Annotated in this window: 14 protein-coding genes and 1 CRISPR repeat array (1 of these 15 only partly in view); of the genes, 8 read left to right on the top strand and 6 right to left on the bottom strand. The window is 61.3% G+C overall.

Annotated features, from left to right (window positions below):
* Window positions 1–35: 35 nt before the first annotated feature.
* Window positions 36–1037: a porin gene (locus tag ACGK9R_RS00810; protein ID WP_394577660.1), complete on the bottom strand. Its 1002-nt coding sequence runs from the start codon at window positions 1035–1037 to the stop codon at window positions 36–38.
* A 315-nt stretch (window positions 1038–1352) separates the two neighbouring features.
* Here ACGK9R_RS00810 and ACGK9R_RS00805 point away from each other — a divergent pair, with 315 nt between their 5' ends.
* The 3 genes from ACGK9R_RS00805 to ACGK9R_RS00795 all read left to right on the top strand — a co-directional run bounded on the left by ACGK9R_RS00805 (window position 1353) and on the right by ACGK9R_RS00795 (window position 4572).
* A complete protein-coding gene (locus ACGK9R_RS00805) occupies window positions 1353–2516 on the top strand; it encodes a glycosyltransferase family 4 protein (protein WP_394577659.1) in 1164 nt (387 codons plus the stop codon).
* Window positions 2479–3018, top strand: a complete 540-nt coding sequence (locus ACGK9R_RS00800) for a phosphatase PAP2 family protein (protein WP_394577658.1) — start codon at window positions 2479–2481, stop codon at window positions 3016–3018. The genes ACGK9R_RS00805 and ACGK9R_RS00800 overlap by 38 nt, the downstream gene beginning before the upstream one ends.
* 99 nt (window positions 3019–3117) lie before the next feature.
* Window positions 3118–4572: a sodium/glutamate symporter gene (locus ACGK9R_RS00795; protein WP_394577657.1), complete on the top strand. Its 1455-nt coding sequence runs from the start codon at window positions 3118–3120 to the stop codon at window positions 4570–4572.
* 97 nt (window positions 4573–4669) lie between these two features.
* Here ACGK9R_RS00795 and ACGK9R_RS00790 read toward each other — a convergent pair whose 3' ends face one another.
* On the bottom strand, window positions 4670–4801 hold the full coding sequence (locus tag ACGK9R_RS00790) for a hypothetical protein (RefSeq protein ID WP_394577656.1): 132 nt from the start codon (window positions 4799–4801) through the stop codon (window positions 4670–4672).
* Between the two features lie 716 nt (window positions 4802–5517).
* Here ACGK9R_RS00790 and ACGK9R_RS00785 point away from each other — a divergent pair.
* The 4 genes from ACGK9R_RS00785 to ACGK9R_RS00770 all read left to right on the top strand — a co-directional run bounded on the left by ACGK9R_RS00785 (window position 5518) and on the right by ACGK9R_RS00770 (window position 7315).
* Complete coding sequence (locus ACGK9R_RS00785; protein WP_394577655.1) at window positions 5518–5937, top strand: heme-binding protein; 420 nt, start codon at window positions 5518–5520, stop codon at window positions 5935–5937.
* A gap of 1 nt (window position 5938) precedes the next feature.
* On the top strand, window positions 5939–6463 hold the full coding sequence (locus ACGK9R_RS00780; RefSeq protein WP_394577654.1) for a VOC family protein: 525 nt from the start codon (window positions 5939–5941) through the stop codon (window positions 6461–6463).
* 199 nt (window positions 6464–6662) lie between these two features.
* A complete protein-coding gene (locus ACGK9R_RS00775; protein ID WP_394577653.1) occupies window positions 6663–6797 on the top strand; it encodes an entericidin A/B family lipoprotein in 135 nt (44 codons plus the stop codon).
* Window positions 6798–6799: 2 nt separating this feature from the next.
* On the top strand, window positions 6800–7315 hold the full coding sequence (locus ACGK9R_RS00770) for a YqiA/YcfP family alpha/beta fold hydrolase (protein WP_394578546.1): 516 nt from the start codon (window positions 6800–6802) through the stop codon (window positions 7313–7315).
* 35 nt (window positions 7316–7350) lie between these two features.
* Here ACGK9R_RS00770 and glnG read toward each other — a convergent pair whose 3' ends face one another.
* From glnG to glnA, 4 genes are all read right to left on the bottom strand, one after another.
* Window positions 7351–8781 carry a nitrogen regulation protein NR(I) gene (gene glnG / locus ACGK9R_RS00765; RefSeq protein WP_394577652.1) on the bottom strand — a complete coding sequence of 477 codons (1431 nt, stop codon included), beginning with the start codon at window positions 8779–8781 and terminating at the stop codon, window positions 7351–7353.
* Window positions 8778–9836 (bottom strand): nitrogen regulation protein NR(II), encoded by a 1059-nt coding sequence (gene glnL / locus ACGK9R_RS00760; RefSeq protein WP_394577651.1) that lies wholly within the window; start codon window positions 9834–9836, stop codon window positions 8778–8780. The genes glnG and glnL overlap by 4 nt, the downstream gene beginning before the upstream one ends.
* Window positions 9837–10035: 199 nt before the next feature.
* Window positions 10036–10557, bottom strand: coding sequence for a DUF4124 domain-containing protein (locus ACGK9R_RS00755; RefSeq protein ID WP_394577650.1), 522 nt, complete (start codon window positions 10555–10557; stop codon window positions 10036–10038).
* A gap of 102 nt (window positions 10558–10659) precedes the next feature.
* Window positions 10660–12066: a glutamate--ammonia ligase gene (glnA, locus tag ACGK9R_RS00750; protein WP_394577649.1), complete on the bottom strand. Its 1407-nt coding sequence runs from the start codon at window positions 12064–12066 to the stop codon at window positions 10660–10662.
* 716 nt (window positions 12067–12782) lie between these two features.
* Here glnA and ACGK9R_RS00745 point away from each other — a divergent pair.
* Window positions 12783–13094, top strand: coding sequence for a hypothetical protein (locus ACGK9R_RS00745; RefSeq protein WP_394577648.1), 312 nt, complete (start codon window positions 12783–12785; stop codon window positions 13092–13094).
* An 821-nt stretch (window positions 13095–13915) separates the two neighbouring features.
* A CRISPR array of direct repeats spans window positions 13916–19588; the repeat unit is 28 nt; unit sequence TTTCTGAGCTGCCTGCTCGGCAGCGAAC (it continues 356 nt past the right edge of the window).

The following is a 19588-nucleotide window of genomic DNA, read 5'->3' as shown; positions in this document are numbered from 1 at the left end:
CAAGGCGTGGCTTGAAAGGTGACCAGGAAGGTGGCCTAGAAATAGTAGCGCGCGCCAACGGCGTAGTAGACGTCGTCGGTATCGGTGTCGCTCAGCGCTTTGCGATCGGCGTTGTAGAGCTCGGCGAAGGTATCGAAGTCTTCGCTCAGCTTATACAGCGTGCCCAACGCCCAGGCGTTGCGCGAGCCGCGGCTGTCGTCCGGGTCGATGTTATAGTAATCGCCGTTCAGGCTTAGCGAGCCGATGGTGTAGGTAGCGCCTACGCCGTAGCGCTCGAAGCCACCGCCGTACACATCGCTATCGCCTCTGGATTCGAACCCCAGGCGTAGCAGCATGTCATCGGAGGGTTCGTAGGCGAGCGTACTGCCCAGGCGGGTCTGGTTGTTACCGCCGCCGCGCACGTCGTCATCGACGAAACCCAGCGCCAGGCGCATCGGCCCGGCCTGATAGCCCACGCCCCCTTGTGAGGAGAAGCCGCTCCCACGGTCGGTCTGCTCCTCGACGGTCAGGCCGCGTTCGGAGAAGTGCTTGACCGCCAGAACCGCCTGAAAGCCGTTGAGCTCCGGCGTTTGGTAGCCGATCGAGTCGCCGCGCGCCTGCAGGCTGTCGCCGGCAAATTCGTAGCCTTCGCCCACGTAAACATCGAACACGCTCATGACGAAGTTATCGTAAACGCTATCGAAGTTACCCGCGGTGAAGGTACCGAATCGGTCGCTCTCAAGACCCATATAGCTCTGGCGCAACTCATCGAACCCGGGCTGATCTTGCCGGCTGCTGTCAAAGCGCCACTCGAGGTGACCAAAGGCGCTTACATCGCGAGTCAGGCGCTGGCTGAGTCGAAAGCCCAAACGTGAGCCGAAATCGGCAAACGCCGCGTCGTTGTTCACGCCGTCGCTGGGGCCTCCGCCTTCAATTCCCGTCGCCAGACGCCCGTAAATATCGACCGACGTCTCCCCTTCGTCGTACACCAACGCGGCCCTGGCCCCCGACGCCGTGAACAAACCGACCAGCGTCACCCATACCATCCTTTCCAACATGCGCCACCCTATTGTATTCAACCACCTTCGTGATGGTTTGATCGTGAACGCAAACCCGGCTTTTTGCCCGCCGCCTGGTCAGCCGTTCTCCCTTGTGCGCAGGCATGCTGCCGGAGTTTTATTACGTCAGCCTTAAAGCACTGCGGCTTTGCGCCACCTTTAAGCACTTTCTAATGAAACTTGATAAAAGATAAGTGCGAGCGCTTGTTCGACGCTTTTAAAGCTCGCCTTGTCACACGTTGTTCACGCGCCTGACCCCGGCCTGTCATGGCGTTTTGCGAGGCTTTATAAAACGTGACCGAGGGAGCGAGGCGCATGCGGCTTTGTATCGTGAGTGAGACCTGGGCGCCGGATATCAACGGCGTAGCCCATACGCTCAAGCGCCTCGCCTTCGAGCTCGAACACAAAGGCGTTCGGGTCGATGTCGTGCGCCCCAGACCGCGTGCGGGCGGGCACCTCAAAGGCGCCGGCCGCGAGCTCCAGGTGCACCGGCTGCCGCTGCCCGGCTACGCCGAGGTACAGGTCGGGTTGGCCACTCCCGGTCAGATCCAACGCTTTCTCAAGCAGAACCCGCCGGACGTAGTGTATCTCGCTACCCAAGGCCCGCTGGGACTCGCCGCGCGCCACGCCGCGCGCAAGCTCGGCATCGTATGCGTGGCGGGCTGGCACACCAACTTCGACCACTACTGCCAGGACTACGGCATCGCCTGGCTTGGCTCGACGACGCTGCGCTACCTGCGCCACTTTCACAACGGCTGCGCCCTCACTCTGGTGCCGACCAACGCCCAAGCCAGCGCCCTGCGCCGGGCGGGTATTCGGGATGTCAGCGTGCTTTCGCGCGGGATCGACGGCGCGCACTTCTCCCCCGCGCATCGGCAGAGCGCGCTGCGCGCCCAATGGGGTGTGGGCGAGCACCAGCCGGTGGCGCTTTACGTCGGGCGGCTCGCCGCGGAAAAGAACCTGACGCTGCTGGTGGACGCCTTTCAGGCCATGCGCGAAGTGCGCCCGGACATGGCCCAGGTGATCGTCGGCGACGGCCCCGCCCGCGAGCAGCTGCAACAGGCGCTGCCCCAGGCGCACTTCACCGGATTTCTCGATCAACCGACGCTGGCCCGCCACTACGCCAGCGCCGACATCTTCGTCTTTACTTCGCTTTCCGAGACCTGGGGTAACGTGATCACCGAGGCCATGGCCAGCGGCCTGGCGGTAGTGGCGTTCGCCCACGCCGCCAGCGCCGAGCTGATCTGTCATGGCCACAACGGGTTGAGCCTTCCCCCTACCGACGCCGCCGGACTGTGCCGGGCCGCTGCCGAGCTTTGCCAACACCCGGCGGACTACGCCAGGCTTGGGCGCGCGGCGCGGCTTGGCGTGCTCGAACACAGCTGGTCCGGCATCGCCGAGCAGTTCAAGCGTTATCTACAGCAAGCTCAGGAGACCCACCATGCGCACTCGCCCGCTTGTCGCGTTCGATCGTCTTGATACCTGGGAGTGGCGCTTTTGCCAGCGCGTCACCCGCTTGTCGCTGAACCCGGTATGGCGGCGCGTGCTGCAAATCGCCAGCCGGCTGGGGGACTGGCCGGCGTGGGTGCTGCTGATCGCCGCGCAGCCCTGGCTTGCAGCCGACGGCCATCGCCGGGTGCTGCAGTACAGTGCCATCGCGCTGGTCGCGATGGCGGTTTACCGGCTGATCAAGACGCGCCTTTGCCGCGAGCGGCCGTTCATTACGTATCTGGGCGGCGTACACTGCGGCGAGCCCGCCCGCGATCGCTACAGCTTCCCAAGCGGGCATACCATGCACGCGGTGATGTTCTGCGTGCTGGTGGCCGCGCATACGCCCTGGCTGCTGGCCGTGGTGCTACCGCTGAGCGGCTTGATCGCGATCTCGCGGGTGGGGCTTGGGCTTCACTACGCAAGCGACGTGCTGGCCGGCGCGGCAATCGGCTACGGCTTTGCGCTGCTCGCGCTCTACCTGGTGCCCTGATAGCGCTTTTACTAAAAAACCACTACGGTTAATTCACTCCAGACGCTTATAAAACTCAAGGGCGCGTACCACCATTGCTGCTCATCAGGGAGTGATGACATGACCATGACCGTAGGGGAACTCTTCATTGCGCTAGTGCTGATTGGCCTGGCGCTGTTGCTCAGTAACGCCATTCGGCTACTGCTGCCCTGGCTTCGACGCCTGTTCTTGCCAAGCTCGGTGATCGCGGGGCTGTTGATTCTGCTGATGGGCCCGGACGTGCTGGGCCGCTTCATTCCGGAGCTTTTCGAGGGCAGCCCCGGGCTCTTTCCCGGCTACGTGCAGGAGAGCTGGTCGGCGCTGCCGGGGCTTTTGATCAACGTGGTGTTCGCGGCGCTGTTCATCGGCAAAACCATCCCCGGACTCAGAACGATCTGGATGCGCGCCGGGCCTCAAGTGGTGGTCGGCCAGACCATGGCCTGGGGGCAGTACGTGGTAGGGCTTACGCTGGCGCTTTTGGTGCTGGCGCCGGTGTTCGGCATGAACCCCATGGCCGGCGCGCTGATCGAGATCGGCTTTGAGGGCGGCCACGGCACCGCTGCGGGCATGGGCGATACCTTCGCCGAGCTGGGCTTTGCCGAAGGCGCGGATCTGGCGCTGGGCCTTGCCACGGTAGGGATCGTTTCTGGCGTGCTGATCGGCACGCTCATGATCAACATCGCCGCGCGGCGCGGGGTCGTGACGCCGGAGCAGGAACAGGAGTCAGCACCGGATGAGACTCTTCGCGACGAGGAGCGCCCCTCGACCGATGAGTTCAGCGAGTTCAAGAAGGATCTGACCCAGGAAGCCGGCACCACCGACCCGCTGAGCCTGCATATCGGCCTGGTGGGCCTGGCTATCGTGATCGGCTGGCTGATTCTCTCGGGGCTTCAGTGGATCGAACAGGCCACCTGGGCAAGTGACGGCGGCATCGAGATTCTGGCCCACGTGCCGCTATTCCCGATCGCCATGATCGGCGGGGTGATCGTGCAGCTTTTCGTCATGCGCTTTGGTCTGGAGCGCCACGTCTCGACGCGCACCATGTCGCGCATCGCCGGCACTGCGCTGGACTTCACCATCGTCGCGGCACTCGCGACGCTCTCGCTCACCACCCTCAGCGACTACCTGATCCCGTTTCTACTGCTGTCGTTTGCCGGTATCGCCTGGGGGCTTTTCGTGCTGATCGTGCTGGCGCCGCGCATCATTCCACACCACTGGTTCGAGCGCGGCATCGGCGACTTCGGCCAATCCATGGGCGTCACGGTGACAGGGCTTTTGCTGATGCGCATGGCCGACCCAAAAAACGAGTCCGGGGCGCTGGAAAGCTTTGGCTACAAGCAGCTGATGTTCGAGCCGATCGTGGGTGGCGGGCTCTTTACCGCCGCCGCGCTTCCGCTGATTGCCGAGTTCGGCGCGCTCGCCGTTCTCATTCTCACCGCCCTGCTGACCGCCGGCTGGCTCGCCTTCGGGCTTTTGTACTTCGGGCGGATGGTACCCGAGCGCGGCAAGGGGCGCTGGCAGGCGAAAAGCCAGTAGTCGTATTCAGCGTGCACATACCAAACGCCCTACGCCCGCAAAAGCGGGCGTAGGGCGTTATGAATCGGAGTGGGAAAAGGCGTCGCTTCAGATACGCTTACTTGAGATCGGGCGGGATGTCGTCGAGCTCTTCGCGGGTCAGAAAGGACGTCTTGAAAACGACGTACACCCCCACCGCGGAAAAACCTAGAAACAGTAAAAACATGACGAACATTAGAGCCATTGCCATGACGCGTGTCCCTGAGTAGGCGGCCGTGCGTTGACGTCTTATGGCCGCTGAATTGGTGTATCCCAGAGGATAGACCAAAACGGGAACGCTATCCGTATAAAATACTATACAGATTCTTCATCAAACCTTGGTCATGACAAAATACGTACAAATATCAATACATTAGAAATTTCCCATACACGCAAAAAAGCCATTTCGATTACCCGAAATGGCCGGTTTGCATCGTCGCCACTCCCTGGCCTTGATGACGGCGCCACCGTGCGCCGGTAAGAGTGAGCAGACTAGCGTCCTTAAAAATCCATTTTGAGTAGCGGCTTCCTGCCATCCTGTATGTTCTGTAGCCTGCTCAAACCGATAATGGCTTGTTGAATCATTACGGTACTCCTGAATAAATAACTGCACTCATCAGGCCAACATCGCTATAAAAATACAAAAAGTCTTTAAATTCAAAAAATTAAAATAAAAATGGTTTTCAAGAACAACCCGTTTTACCGGGTTCAGGCGCCCTCACGCTGTATAGAACTGACACATGCGACATTAAATCCTGAGGGCCATGACAAGTTGACGCAGCTAGTCGGCTGGCGAAGCGTGACTGTCACGGCTACTTTTTCAGGGCGCGCTTAATTAGCAGCGCCGTAACGGCCAGGAGTGCCGCAGGGGGCCATACTCAAGCCACCCTGCATGCGTAATTCTTCAATTGATAAAAGGATTTCATCATGAGCGAGAAGACCCACACCTGGGCAAGCATTACCACCGCTGGCGCCCATGCGATCATCGAGGCGACCGTGGCGGAGGCCAGGAAGCGTGACTTCCCGGTCTCGATCGCGGTGGTCGACCGCGGCGGCTGGCTGGTGGAGTTTCACCGGATGGACGGCGCCGTCGCCGGCGGCGTGAACGGGGCGATCGAAAAGGCGATCTCGGCGGCGAAGTTCGAAGAGCCGCTGACCAAATTCTCCAAAATGGCCGCTGAAGAGCAGGATTACATCGGCAACATGCCGGGGCTGATTCCGCTGGGTGGTTCGGAGCCCTTGAAGGTCAATGGCCAGAGCGTGGGCGCCGTGTCGGTTTCCGGCGCTTTTGAGTCGCTGGAGCAGGAACTGGCCGAAGTCGCCGTCGCTGCCTTCAAGGAGCTTTAAAATGGCGAACGTTCGCGGAATCGAGCACGTCGGCATGACCGTGCCCAACATCGAAGAGGCGGAAGCGTTCTTCATCGAGGCCTTCGACGCCGATGTCCTCTACCGGGTGCTGCCCAAGTCCGCCGACGACCAGTCCGGTGAGGAAGTGGGTGCGATCAACGGTATGCCCAGGGACAACGCCCAGCGCGCCATCTCGATGCTGCGCATGGGCGGCGGCGCCAATCTGGAGCTGTTCGAAGTCTCCAAACCGACCGGCGAGCCGGCACAGATCTGCTCGCTGGGCCTGACCCACTTCTCCATCGTCGTCGACGATATCGACGCGGCAGGCCGCGCGGCGAAAGCCGCCGGCGCTACGATGTTCGAAGGCCCCCAGGACTGCTTCGACGCCGAGAGCGGCCCGGGCAACAAGCTGTGGTTTTTCCACACCCCCTGGGGCAGCCTGGTGGAGATGCTGCAGCTGCCTTCCGAGATGACCTACCGGGAAGGGGCCACCAAACGCCGTTTCATCCCACCGAAAGAGGCGTAAGCCTACTGCCTGACGTGAAGCCTGTCAGGCACACGGGGCGCGGGCACTGCCCGCGCCCCGCTGCTTTTACCTGGCCGATAAATTCCTCTTACCAAAGCGCATATTGCTGGCTAAAGTAAGGACAGGATCGCCCGGCGGGCCGGTTGCCCTGCGCCGACGCACCTCCTTACTCGTTTGACGCCACTACAGGTACTCGCCAATGAAACGCTCGATCGCTTTGGGTTTTGCGCTGTTGATGACTCTTATTCTGGTAAGCGGCTGCAACACGTTCCAGGGAATGGGACGCGATATCGAACAGGGAGGCCGGGTCGTTCAGGACGCCGCGGAGGATTGATGCTGACCCACGTCTATCTCTCGCACGGGCTCGAAAGCGGCCCTCAGGCGCTCAAGGTACAGGCGCTCAAGGGCGTGGTAGAGAAGTGCGAGGACGTTGAGGCGGTGGTCATGGACTACCGCGACCAGCCGAGCCACCAGGCGCGCTTCGAGCACCTGCTGGCCACGTTAAAGGCGCGGGGCGACGACCCCGCCCATTGCATCATGGCGGGGTCGAGCCTGGGCGGTTTCTTGAGTGCGGCCCTTAGCCAGCGCCACCCGGTGCGGGGCTGCTTTCTACTCGCCCCGGCGCTGGGCATGCCGGACTACCCGGAAACGACGGTGGAGATCAAAGCCCGGCATACGCATATCATTCACGGCTGGCGCGACGACGTGGTGCCTTGCGAGCCGGTCATCGAGCACGCCCGCCGTCAGCGGCTTTCACTGCGCATGGTCGATGACGACCACCGCCTGCACGAAAGCCTCGACACTATCCTCGCCGACTTCGAGCGCTTTCTGGCGCTGTGCCAGAAAGCGTGAGCCAACCCCGAGTGCGAGTTTGGCTCGTAATAACCTCACGCCTCGTCGGCCAGCGCCGGTAGCAGCGTTTTCAGCTTGCGGGTGAGCGTGTTGCGCCCCCAACCCAAAAGCTCGGCGGCTTCGCCCTTGCGCCCGCCGGTGTGTTTGAGCGCGGTTTCGATCAGAATGCGCTCGAAGTCCGGCACTGCCTCCTCCAGTAGATGAGTATGGCCTTCGGCCAGGGCGTGATCCGCCCAGCCGCGAAAGGCGGTGCGCCAGTCGCCGTGGGCGCCTTCCGGCGCGGCGCCGAGCGTACGCAGCTCCGGCGGCAAGTCCTCGATCAGAATTTCGCGTCCGGAAGCCATCACCGTCAGCCAGCGGCAGATGTTCTCGAGCTGGCGCACGTTGCCGGGCCAGGGCAATTTGGTGAGGTGAGTTTCGGTCTCCGGAGTCAGCACCTTGACGTCGGTGGCGAGCTCGCGGGCGGCCTCGGCAAGAAAGTGGTGGGTCAGGCGCGGAATGTCCTCGCGCCGCTCGGCGAGCTTGGGCAGATGAACGCGAATGACGTTCAGGCGGTGGAAGAGATCCTCGCGAAAGCGCCCTTCGTCGACCAGCGACTCCAGGTTCTGGTGGGTCGCGGCGATGATGCGCACGTCCACCTTGACCGGCGTGTGCCCCCCCACGCGGTAGAACTCGCCATCGGCCAGCACGCGCAAGAGCCGCGTCTGGGTCTCCGCCGGCATGTCGCCGATCTCGTCGAGAAACAGCGTGCCGCCGTTGGCCTGCTCGAAGCGTCCCTGGCGCTGAGCGTTGGCGCCGGTAAAGGCGCCCTTTTCGTGACCGAACAATTCGGATTCGATCAGATCCCGCGGGATCGCCGCCATGTTCAGGGCGATGAACGGCTTGCCTGCCCGCGGACTGTGCTGATGCAGCGCCTGGGCGACGCGCTCCTTGCCGGTACCGGACTCGCCGTTGATCAGCACCGTAATATGCGAATGCGACAGCCGCCCGATGGCGCGAAACACCTCCTGCATCGCCGGCGCCTCGCCGATGATCTCGGCGTTGAGCCCTTCCGGCACGCTGACCGGGCGCTGGCGCTCGCGGGCATGGGCGACCGCGCGGCGCACCAGCGCCAGCGCCTCGTCGACATCGAAGGGCTTGGGCAGGTACTCGAAGGCGCCGCCCTGATAGGAGGCCACGGCGCTGTCGAGATCCGAATGCGCGGTCATCACGATCACCGGCAGGTCCGGGTGCGCGGCGCGTACCCGCGCCATCAAGTCCAGCCCGTCGATACCCGGCATGCGAATATCAGTGACCAGCACGTCCGGCGGGTTGTTCAAGAGCGCGTCGAGGGCGTTATCGGCGCGCTCGATGCATTCGACCTGTAAATCCGGCTGCGCGAGCGCGCGCTCCAACACCCAGCGGATGGCGCGGTCGTCGTCGACGATGAGGACCCGTGATACGTCGGTGTGTGCCGCCTCAGTCATGATGCGTCTCCGGTAATGTGATTAACCAACGGAATTAGAAGACGAAACTCGGTCCGTCCTGGCTGTGAGTCGCATTCGATCAATCCGTGATGCTGATGCAGAATCGACTGAGCGATGGAAAGCCCCAGACCGCTGCCCTCGGCGCGGCCGGATACCATCGGGAAAAACAGCGTGGCCATCAACGGCTCGGGAATGCCGGGGCCGTTATCGATCAACCCCACTTCGCTGACCAGCCGGTGGCGCTCGGCGCCCAACGTGAACTGGCGCTTGGCGCGAGTGCGCAGAATCAGTTCCGGCGCCTCGGTCTCGGCCTCGGTCATGGCCTGAACGGCGTTGCGCGCCACGTTCAGCACCGCCTGAATCATCTGTGATTCGTCGCCGGAGAGCTCCGGCAGGCTCGGGTCGTAATCGCGGGTGATGGTGATGCCCGGATGCTCGGCCAGCAGCAGCGCGCGCACCCGCTCGAGCACCTTGTGAATATTGACCGGCGCGTGCCGAGTGATGCGATTGGGGCCCAGCATGGAGTCGACCAGATCCTTCAGCCGGTCGACCTCCTCGACGATGATATGGGTGTATTCGCGCAGCGCCGGGTCGTCGAGGTCGCGCTCCAACAGCTGCGCGGCGCCGCGAATGCCGCCCAGCGGATTCTTCACTTCGTGGGCCAGGCCACGCGCCAGCACCTTGATCGTCTCCTGGCGGGTGGTCAGCGCCTCTTCCCGGGAGATCTGCATCAGCCGGTCGCGCGGCTCCACCTCCAGCAGCAGTTCATCGGGCGAGAGCGGCGTAACCGTGTAGTCCACGGTCAGCGGCTCGCCGTTGAGCGGGGTAATGCGCGCCTCGCGCTGGGTGTAAGGGTGAAAGGCGTCGCGCGCCTTGGCCAGCACGTTATCGACACTGTCACCGCAGCCCAACAGCGTATCCAGGCTCGTGCCTTTCACCCGGCTGATGCTCACCGCCAGCAGCGCCTCGGCGGCGGGGTTCATCCAGCCAACGCGCAGTTCACCATCCAGCAGCAGCACGGCGGTGGTGAGATGTTCGAGTAAACGCTGATACATGGCGTGTCCTGAAGAGCCCTTGAAGTGCATGAATCGGCGCCGGGTTGCGCGGCGCACAAAGGTGGAGCTGCAAAAAGCGCGCCAATCGTGCAGCAATGCCGCCGTGCACGGCGTTCACGCACGGCTTTTGCGCGCCTGGGAGCTAAAGCGCGCGGCAGCGTAGCGAAGGCGCGCTGCCAATGCACTATTTTAGTGCATATCAGGGAGCGCTGACGGTGATGCTCACCGCTTCAGTGCGGTGCTGCACGCGGCCCTGAGCGTCGAGCAGTTCCGCTTCCAGCCGGTGCTGGCCCTGGGCCAGCCCGGTCAGCCAGAACGCCTCGCTATGAAGCGCCGACTGGCTCACCTCGCCGTTGAGCAGCAGCCGAATCTGGTGATCCTCACGCAGCGGCGGCTGAACGCGCACATCCACCGGCGTCATCGAATCCCTGAGCAATGCCCCGGTGGGCGGGCTTTCGATCACGAAGCGGTCATAGGGCATGAAAGGCTGGCCCGGGCGCCCCCGGGCAGGTGTGGCGGCCGGGGGTAGGGCGCTCTGCACGCTCGGCAGCGGCGTAAGCGTAACGGCCTCGCCGCCGCGCTCCGGGTTGTCGGTGTAGGTCACCCGCCCGGTCTCGTCGACCACGCGGTAGACGGTTTGCGCCAGGGCCGGGCCGGCGGCAAGCGCCGCGACCATCAGTGCCGGGAAAAGCAGTGCCCCAATAAAACGATTCGATTGCATCACGGCCTCCATAAAAAAACCCCGCCGAGGCGGGGTTTCGAGCCAATACACCTCGCGGTGATATTAGCAGCCGTACTTGCCAGCTGTACCTGGCAGCTGTACTTAGCAGCTGTAGTACATGTCGAACTCGATGGGATGCGTGGCCATGCGCATGCGGGTCACTTCTTCCATCTTGAGCTCGATGTAGGCGTCGATCATCTCGTCGGTGAACACGCCGCCTTCGGTCAAGAACGCGCGGTCGGCGTCGAGTGCTTCCAGCGCCTGGTCCAGGCTCGAGGCCACGGTGGGTACGGACTTGCCCTCTTCCGGCGGCAGGTCGTACAGGTTCTTGTCCATCGCGTCACCCGGGTGGATCTTGTTCTTGATGCCGTCGATGCCCGCCATCAGCATGGCGGAGAACGCCAGGTACGGGTTGGCGGTCGGGTCGGGGAAGCGAGTCTCGACACGCTTGCCTTTCGGGCTCGCGGTGTACGGAATACGGATCGAGGCGGAGCGGTTACGCGCGCTGTAGGCGAGCATGACCGGCGCTTCGAAACCCGGCACCAGACGCTTGTAGGAGTTGGTCGAAGCGTTGGTGAAAGCGTTCAGGGCGCGCGCGTGCTTGATGATGCCGCCGATGTAGTAGAGCGCCATTTCAGAAAGGCCCGCGTACTCGTCGCCAGCGAACTGGTTTTCACCATCCTTCCAGAACGACTGGTGCACGTGCATGCCCGAGCCGTTGTCGCCGACCAGCGGTTTCGGCATGAAGGTCGCGGTCTTGCCGTAGGCGTGGGCCACGTTGTGGATCACGTACTTCATTTCCTGAACTTCGTCGGCCTTCTTCACCAGGGTGTTGAACTTGACGCCGATTTCGTTCTGACCGGCGTTCGCCACTTCGTGGTGGTGGACTTCGACGGTCTGACCGATCGCTTCCAGGGTGTTACACATCGCACCGCGGATATCGTGGAAGCTGTCGACCGGCGGCACCGGGAAGTAGCCGCCCTTCACGCGCGGACGGTGGCCGAGGTTGCCGCCTTCCACGTCGCTGTCGGTTGCCCAGGCACCCTCTTCCGAGGAGATCTTGAACATCGAGCCCTGGATGTCGGTTTTCCAGTGAACCTGGTCGAAAATGAAGAACTCGGGCTCCGGGCCGAAGAAGGCAGTGTCGCCAAGGCCAGTGGACTCAAGGTAGGCTTCGGCGCGCTTGGCGATGGAGCGCGGGTCACGATCGTAGCCCTGCATGGTGGCTGGCTCGATGATGTCGCAGCGCAGGATCAGGGTAGAGTCTTCGGTGAAGGGGTCGAGGAAGGCGCTGCCGTCTTCCGGGCGCAGGATCATGTCGGATTCGTTGATGCCCTTCCAGCCTTCGATGGAGGAGCCATCGAACATCTGACCGTTTTCAAAAAACTCTTCGTCCACGTCCCGTGCCGGTACGGTGACGTGCTGCTCTTTACCGCGCGTATCGGTGAAACGCAGATCTACCCATTTGACTTCATGTTCTTCGATTAGCGCGAGCGTCTTGGCTGACATACTGTTCTCCGTCTCCGGTATGAGCGTGGCTTAAAGCGACTACTGTTAAGCGATCGATTAAACGTATTGTTGATACAGCCACTGTTGATACGACTGTCGATACAACAGTGGATCCGCACGGTGCGTGGAGCGCCTTGAGCTGTCGCGCCCGGGACCGGCGGTAAAATGAACCGGCTATCGTTGTAGCACGCTCGAACGCGTTTGCCTACGACGCCAGCCGTTACCTTTGTTAAAGCACGTAGCGTGCCAACTTTGCACCAATATGGCATGGCCCAATATCAAATAACTGTTTTGGAAAACAATTTTCATTCTTCAGGCTGCGCCGCAATGTTGCGTTCCCGCGCTTCGATGCTCGATCGCCTCAATAAACGGCCATCCAATGCACCAATAACAAACATAAAACAGCTTTAATGAACCAAAATAGTGCAAAAGAACTCAGCCGCTTCGCTGTAGCAGTCGAATCGAGACCGCTGGACAGCGCGTAATACTTTTAATGGCCTCTTCAATATCATGGCGCTAACGTATTGACGCCCCCAACGACACGCCGCCGGTGGTGCTCTACATCAGCGCCGGGCAGCGGATATGGTGGGCCAGCCAGTCCGCCGCGCTACCCTTTCAGTTTCAATACGTTGAAAGCGTGCCGGGCGAATAGTGGCCGATTTGCGTGAGTACAAACTACACTAAGCACATCATTCGCTCGACAAGGGATATTGAGGATGCATCAACACATCGAATGGGATGACCCCGGCAGCGCCAGCGTTTCCGCCTACTTCAAGAATGACCCCAATCACGTGGCCCCCTACCCCGGCGCCATTCTCTCCGCCCGCTACCAGAACCGTATCGTGCGCGTGAAAGTGGAAACCTACCGCGAGGACGAAGGCGTCAGCGTGGGCAGCGTCGCCGCCATCCTCGACGCCCACGGCCACCGCTACAAGACCCACGGCAAGCTCAGCATCGACGACATCGTCCGCCTGCCCGACGACAAGCGAGCGATGGAGCATTGGGACGAAGACGAATCCGACCGTTAAAACGCGTATCGGCCGGGCCGGCCCGCTGCCGGCCCACCACTCACGAGACCCGGACCATTTGCCTCCCCGTTTTAAACTCGACCCGCCCACGCTACACCCTCGACAACCTGACCGGCGATGCCAGCTCCGTCATCGAGCTCGCCGGCCATCTCGAAGACAACGTATTCACTCTGGACCAGCCACCCCGGATGGTGATCGACCTACCGGGAAGCTCGCCACCGGCACCATTGAGCTGCTCTCAAACGTTACGCACCTGCACAACCGGCGTATCAACGAAGCCGCATTCTCCGTACTCAAACCGGATATGCCCTCGATGCTCGTCGAAACCGGCGTTATGTCCAACCACCACGACTGCCAACCGCCTGCCCCAAACCAGCCAGCCATTAGCAGGAGATTGCCAACGCCCTGAACAGCCTTATTGGCAGCTACGTCGGCGAGAATTCTTTACTGATGTGAGGTGAGTGACTTGCCAAGCCGCGCTGGCAAAAGGAGCGCAAACAGACGTGCCATGTATGCGCGAGAGGAGTGAAGCAAGGCGGGTTCGCCATCCCCCGATACCTCATCTGCCAGAGCAGGGTACGCCAGACGAATATTGGCCTCTTGCTTCACCGCTAAACAGTAGCGGTGGCCGCCCTAACGGGTCAATCCTGTCCATCGTTTCACCACGCTTGAAGGTGACGCGCGGCCACTTCAGAATACTCCAGCCTGCCCTCGGCATGGCTGCCGACCCCTTCGCTTTACGCGTCGATGAGGGCTAGCGCGGGTGCCTCCCGCGCGGCAGGCACCCTTTGCATGCTGCTTGAGATTTATTCGTCTTGAGTGCTCTGAACTGCCTGCTCGGCAGCGAACCTCAGCCGCCAACGCCTCGTCCTTGTTTGCGATTTCTGAGCTGCCTGCTCGGCAGCGAACCTCATGGCCCGAAACGCTGAACGCCATCTGCTTTTCTGAGCTGCCTGCTCGGCAGCGAACCTCAGGTGTCAACGGGCAGCGGGCGCGCGCATTTTCTGAGCTGCCTGCTCGGCAGCGAACATGACCGGTGGTCCGGTCGAGGCCCGCGCACTTTTCTGAGCTGCCTGCTCGGCAGCGAACGTTTGCCCGCCACTGGCCCGCGCCATCGTCGATTTCTGAGCTGCCTGCTCGGCAGCGAACAACGAGAGATTCAGCCGCGCGGGCCTCGGAGCTTTCTGAGCTGCCTGCTCGGCAGCGAACAACCACGCATTCGAACAGGCCAACGCCCAGATTTTCTGAGCTGCCTGCTCGGCAGCGAACAAAGCGGCGGGCGTATGCTAGAAGCGCGTCCTTTTCTGAGCTGCCTGCTCGGCAGCGAACAAATCCAATGCCCCCGCGTACCGCTTGATACTTTTCTGAGCTGCCTGCTCGGCAGCGAACGCCATGGAAGACGAAGCGCTGCGCGAGATGATTTTCTGAGCTGCCTGCTCGGCAGCGAACTCCGGGTAGATCTCGGCGATCCATTTTGAGGTTTTCTGAGCTGCCTGCTCGGCAGCGAACCGCGGGCCAGCACGGCCTGGCTGGCGGCGTCTTTTCTGAGCTGCCTGCTCGGCAGCGAACGCTTTGATATGCCCGCTCCCCTCAACCTGGAATTTCTGAGCTGCCTGCTCGGCAGCGAACTTCTGGCGGCTCACCCGGGTAGAGCGGATAGTTTTCTGAGCTGCCTGCTCGGCAGCGAACCTGATAGACCTGCTTGAAGATCAAGGCAACTCTTTCTGAGCTGCCTGCTCGGCAGCGAACGCGGCAAAATTTATATGCCGTGTGTTGCGGCATTTCTGAGCTGCCTGCTCGGCAGCGAACAGGGCTACATTCGCGTGGGCACGACGCCGCTATTTCTGAGCTGCCTGCTCGGCAGCGAACCCGGTGCTTTCGACCGTCACGCCCGCCTCGGTTTTCTGAGCTGCCTGCTCGGCAGCGAACCGCCAGTTGATTTGTCATCGCGTGTGCTCCTTTTTCTGAGCTGCCTGCTCGGCAGCGAACTACTTCATCGACGAAAGACCAACGCAGCCCCGGTTTCTGAGCTGCCTGCTCGGCAGCGAACGCAAGCCGGCGCTGGTAGTAGGTCAGCGCTGTTTTCTGAGCTGCCTGCTCGGCAGCGAACTGTGATGTCAGATTTCCTAGCGGCAGGCCAATTTTCTGAGCTGCCTGCTCGGCAGCGAACGGTGCGGGTGAAGCCCATGCCGCCTCGTTGCGTTTCTGAGCTGCCTGCTCGGCAGCGAACCGCACGTCCAGATAATGGGCACTTTGGCGCAGTTTCTGAGCTGCCTGCTCGGCAGCGAACCCCGGATTGCGTGCGCTCGCTAACCACCTGGTTTTCTGAGCTGCCTGCTCGGCAGCGAACCGCCGGGGCGACAGCAGCGCCAGCACGTCATTTTTCTGAGCTGCCTGCTCGGCAGCGAACCTGTGGGTGCGGCTCGGTGGGCGGTGGCGCATTTTCTGAGCTGCCTGCTCGGCAGCGAACGCGGGCGGCGTCCTGTACGCGTTGGCGTACCCTTTCTGAGCTGCCTGCTCGGCAGCGAACGCGCATCAGCTCGGCTCGGGTGATCAGCTCCATTTCTGAGCTGCCTGCTCGGCAGCGAACCATTACAGGATCTCCCGCAAATTCGTCGTGTGTTTCTGAGCTGCCTGCTCGGCAGCGAACACGTCGACGCTTACACCTACTGGATGCCCGACTTTCTGAGCTGCCTGCTCGGCAGCGAACGCTTCAACCGCGCCGCGTCGATATCGTGCTTTTTTCTGAGCTGCCTGCTCGGCAGCGAACTTCAAGGAACCCGGTAAAAAACTGGTCTTTCTTTTCTGAGCTGCCTGCTCGGCAGCGAACTCGTCTGGAGCCAGGACGACATCGCCCACGCTTTTCTGAGCTGCCTGCTCGGCAGCGAACGCAAATTCCAGCCGGCGGGCACGGTGCATGCGTTTCTGAGCTGCCTGCTCGGCAGCGAACTTTTTTTCCGACCCTTCGGCGCTCGGTGGCAGTTTCTGAGCTGCCTGCTCGGCAGCGAACGCCACCCGCGCCGGCTTGCCGTTGATCTCGCTTTTCTGAGCTGCCTGCTCGGCAGCGAACATTCCCCATGAATAAGCATGGAGACGATGTATTTTCTGAGCTGCCTGCTCGGCAGCGAACCGAACAGCCGCGCAGCTTGGCGATCTCTTTATTTTCTGAGCTGCCTGCTCGGCAGCGAACATCGCCCACGTAGCATTCGAATATGGCGCCCATTTCTGAGCTGCCTGCTCGGCAGCGAACAGCATCAGTGCCAGCCGTGCCGGCGCCTTGACTTTCTGAGCTGCCTGCTCGGCAGCGAACGACAGTACCGCCGGTTTCCGCGCCCTGGTTGATTTCTGAGCTGCCTGCTCGGCAGCGAACATCCACGGATTGAGAATACTCGGCGGTGATCGTTTCTGAGCTGCCTGCTCGGCAGCGAACTCGTAAAAGAGCCGCACGCGCCAGCGGGCGTCTTTCTGAGCTGCCTGCTCGGCAGCGAACAATTGCGGAGGCTACTGGATGCAGATTTGAGTTTTCTGAGCTGCCTGCTCGGCAGCGAACGCCTGGTATCCAAGAAGGTGGTGCTGCGCCATTTTCTGAGCTGCCTGCTCGGCAGCGAACCTGGTGGCCGCCGCTAAATCGAACCAGCCGGTTTTCTGAGCTGCCTGCTCGGCAGCGAACAAAATCGGCGGCCGCTGCTTTGGCCGCTTGCTTTTCTGAGCTGCCTGCTCGGCAGCGAACGACGTGCGCGAAGCCGCTGAGCTGATTGGGCATTTCTGAGCTGCCTGCTCGGCAGCGAACGCATCGGCCAGTCGCTGGGCGCGCCACCATTTTTTCTGAGCTGCCTGCTCGGCAGCGAACCCTGATCAAGTGGGTTTCCAAGGATTCGTTCTTTTCTGAGCTGCCTGCTCGGCAGCGAACATCACGATTAACACCAAGGCCGGTCGGCGGCTTTTCTGAGCTGCCTGTTCGGCAGCGAACTTCCTTGTCGCTCGCATCGAGACCGTAGTTCTTTTCTGAGCTGCCTGCTCGGCAGCGAACAGACGCTGCCCGCAATGGCGGCGTTTTTTTATTTTCTGAGCTGCCTGCTCGGCAGCGAACAAACCAATCCGCGCTTGAACATCAGCACGTACTTTCTGAGCTGCCTGCTCGGCAGCGAACCTGGGTGAACAGGTCAGTCACGTAGCCCGCCGTTTCTGAGCTGCCTGCTCGGCAGCGAACGGGCAAGCTGGGCTTTTTTCTCTTCTTCTGGATTTCTGAGCTGCCTGCTCGGCAGCGAACTCAAGAACATCACCCGCGATGACCAGCTGGCTTTTCTGAGCTGCCTGCTCGGCAGCGAACGCCGGCGCCCTGCGCGATCACGTCATGGGGCTTTTCTGAGCTGCCTGCTCGGCAGCGAACAAGCAGTACGAGCTGCAGGACGAAAGCCGCGATTTCTGAGCTGCCTGCTCGGCAGCGAACGGCTAGCGTGGCAGCCATGGCGGCGTGGGTCATTTCTGAGCTGCCTGCTCGGCAGCGAACTCTTCATGGCCGGAATCTGCCTTATCGAAAGTTTTCTGAGCTGCCTGCTCGGAAGCGAACCCATCCCATAGACTGCCGGCATCAACCTGAATTTTCTGAGCTGCCTGCTCGGCAGCGAACCTGAAAACTCTGCTGCGTGAGTTTGGGCGCCATTTCTGAGCTGCCTGCTCGGCAGCGAACCATCATCGACACCCTGCCGGCCCGGAGCCTCTTTTCTGAGCTGCCTGCTCGGCAGCGAACTTCGGCTACATCGACCGGATCGAAGAGGTGATTTTCTGAGCTGCCTGCTCGGCAGCGAACACCGACGACAATGCCCACTTCTGGCAGCAGATTTTCTGAGCTGCCTGCTCGGCAGCGAACACACCCATGCGGCATTACACCAACTGGTTTCTTTTCTGAGCTGCCTGCTCGGCAGCGAACGTCGAACCCGGCTTGATTGAGCTGGCCGAGCATTTCTGAGCTGCCTGCTCGGCAGCGAACCCTTGGTGGTTGGCGGCGAGGTCGGTGATGTATTTCTGAGCTGCCTGCTCGGCAGCGAACCCCGAGGCCACGATCGAAGATGTTCTGAATAATTTCTGAGCTGCCTGCTCGGCAGCGAACGCCACGACGTCGAACATCGTGTTCAATCGCCATTTCTGAGCTGCCTGCTCGGCAGCGAACTGACCTACCAGGAGCAGGTCAGAGCGCGGCTTTTTCTGAGCTGCCTGCTCGGCAGCGAACCGATGCCTGAAACGATGACATCGGTACGCTCATTTCTGAGCTGCCTGCTCGGCAGCGAACTGCTGTTCATCTCGTTGGCAGCGGCGGCAAGTTTTCTGAGCTGCCTGCTCGGCAGCGAACGGCAGCGCTTTGGGGCTGACCGAAGAGCAGAATTTCTGAGCTGCCTGCTCGGCAGCGAACGTCTATATTTGGCATAGCCTGGTCGGCTTTTTTTTCTGAGCTGCCTGCTCGGCAGCGAACAATAGCCAAATTCCGATCCGGCGCATGCAGAATTTCTGAGCTGCCTGCTCGGCAGCGAACGCTCTTGTTGATCGGCGTAGTGACCACGCTTTTTTCTGAGCTGCCTGCTCGGCAGCGAACGGTACGCATCAAGTTCCCGCCGTTCGATGAATTTTCTGAGCTGCCTGCTCGGCAGCGAACGGCATCCCGGCGGCAGAAACCATCTTCGAGGATTTCTGAGCTGCCTGCTCGGCAGCGAACGGGGTGGCCTGCACGCTCAAGGCGCGCTCTATTTCTGAGCTGCCTGCTCGGCAGCGAACACGAGTTCGGCAAAATGCGCCAGCGCTTTTACTTTCTGAGCTGCCTGCTCGGCAGCGAACAGCTGGGCACTGGAATAGATAGGCGCACAGAATTTCTGAGCTGCCTGCTCGGCAGCGAACGGCGCCGTAACAGTCGCAGTAACCGACTACATTTTCTGAGCTGCCTGCTCGGCAGCGAACGCCGGCGGCGCCCAGAACATCGGCAAGAACCCTTTCTGAGCTGCCTGCTCGGCAGCGAACTCATATATTCGACGTTTGATTGCATCAGTGTCTTTCTGAGCTGCCTGCTCGGCAGCGAACAATGATCAGGTTATCGACCTGGCCAGGCCGGCTTTCTGAGCTGCCTGCTCGGCAGCGAACTGAAGCGCATCATGGCAGCCGTGGATTTGAACTTTCTGAGCTGCCTGCTCGGCAGCGAACCTTGATAGCGAGAATACCCTATGCACGTTATTTTTCTGAGCTGCCTGCTCGGCAGCGAACTGTTTGGACTTGGTACCGTATTAGACGTATCTTTTCTGAGCTGCCTGCTCGGCAGCGAACAACAGATGTAGAAGAACTCGACAGTATTCACTTTTCTGAGCTGCCTGCTCGGCAGCGAACGCTGCGCTCAAGCTTTTTGCGCCACTGGATGATTTCTGAGCTGCCTGCTCGGCAGCGAACGCCACCGACGAGTGGGGCTCGATCGTCGACCATTTCTGAGCTGCCTGCTCGGCAGCGAACGAATG

The organism is Halomonas sp. HNIBRBA4712 (assembly GCF_043558675.1).
In the GTDB taxonomy this organism is placed as follows: Bacteria; Pseudomonadota; Gammaproteobacteria; order Pseudomonadales; family Halomonadaceae; genus Vreelandella.
The sequence above is the reverse complement of the archived record's forward strand: the minus strand, read 5'-3'. Positions and strand labels throughout refer to the sequence as shown.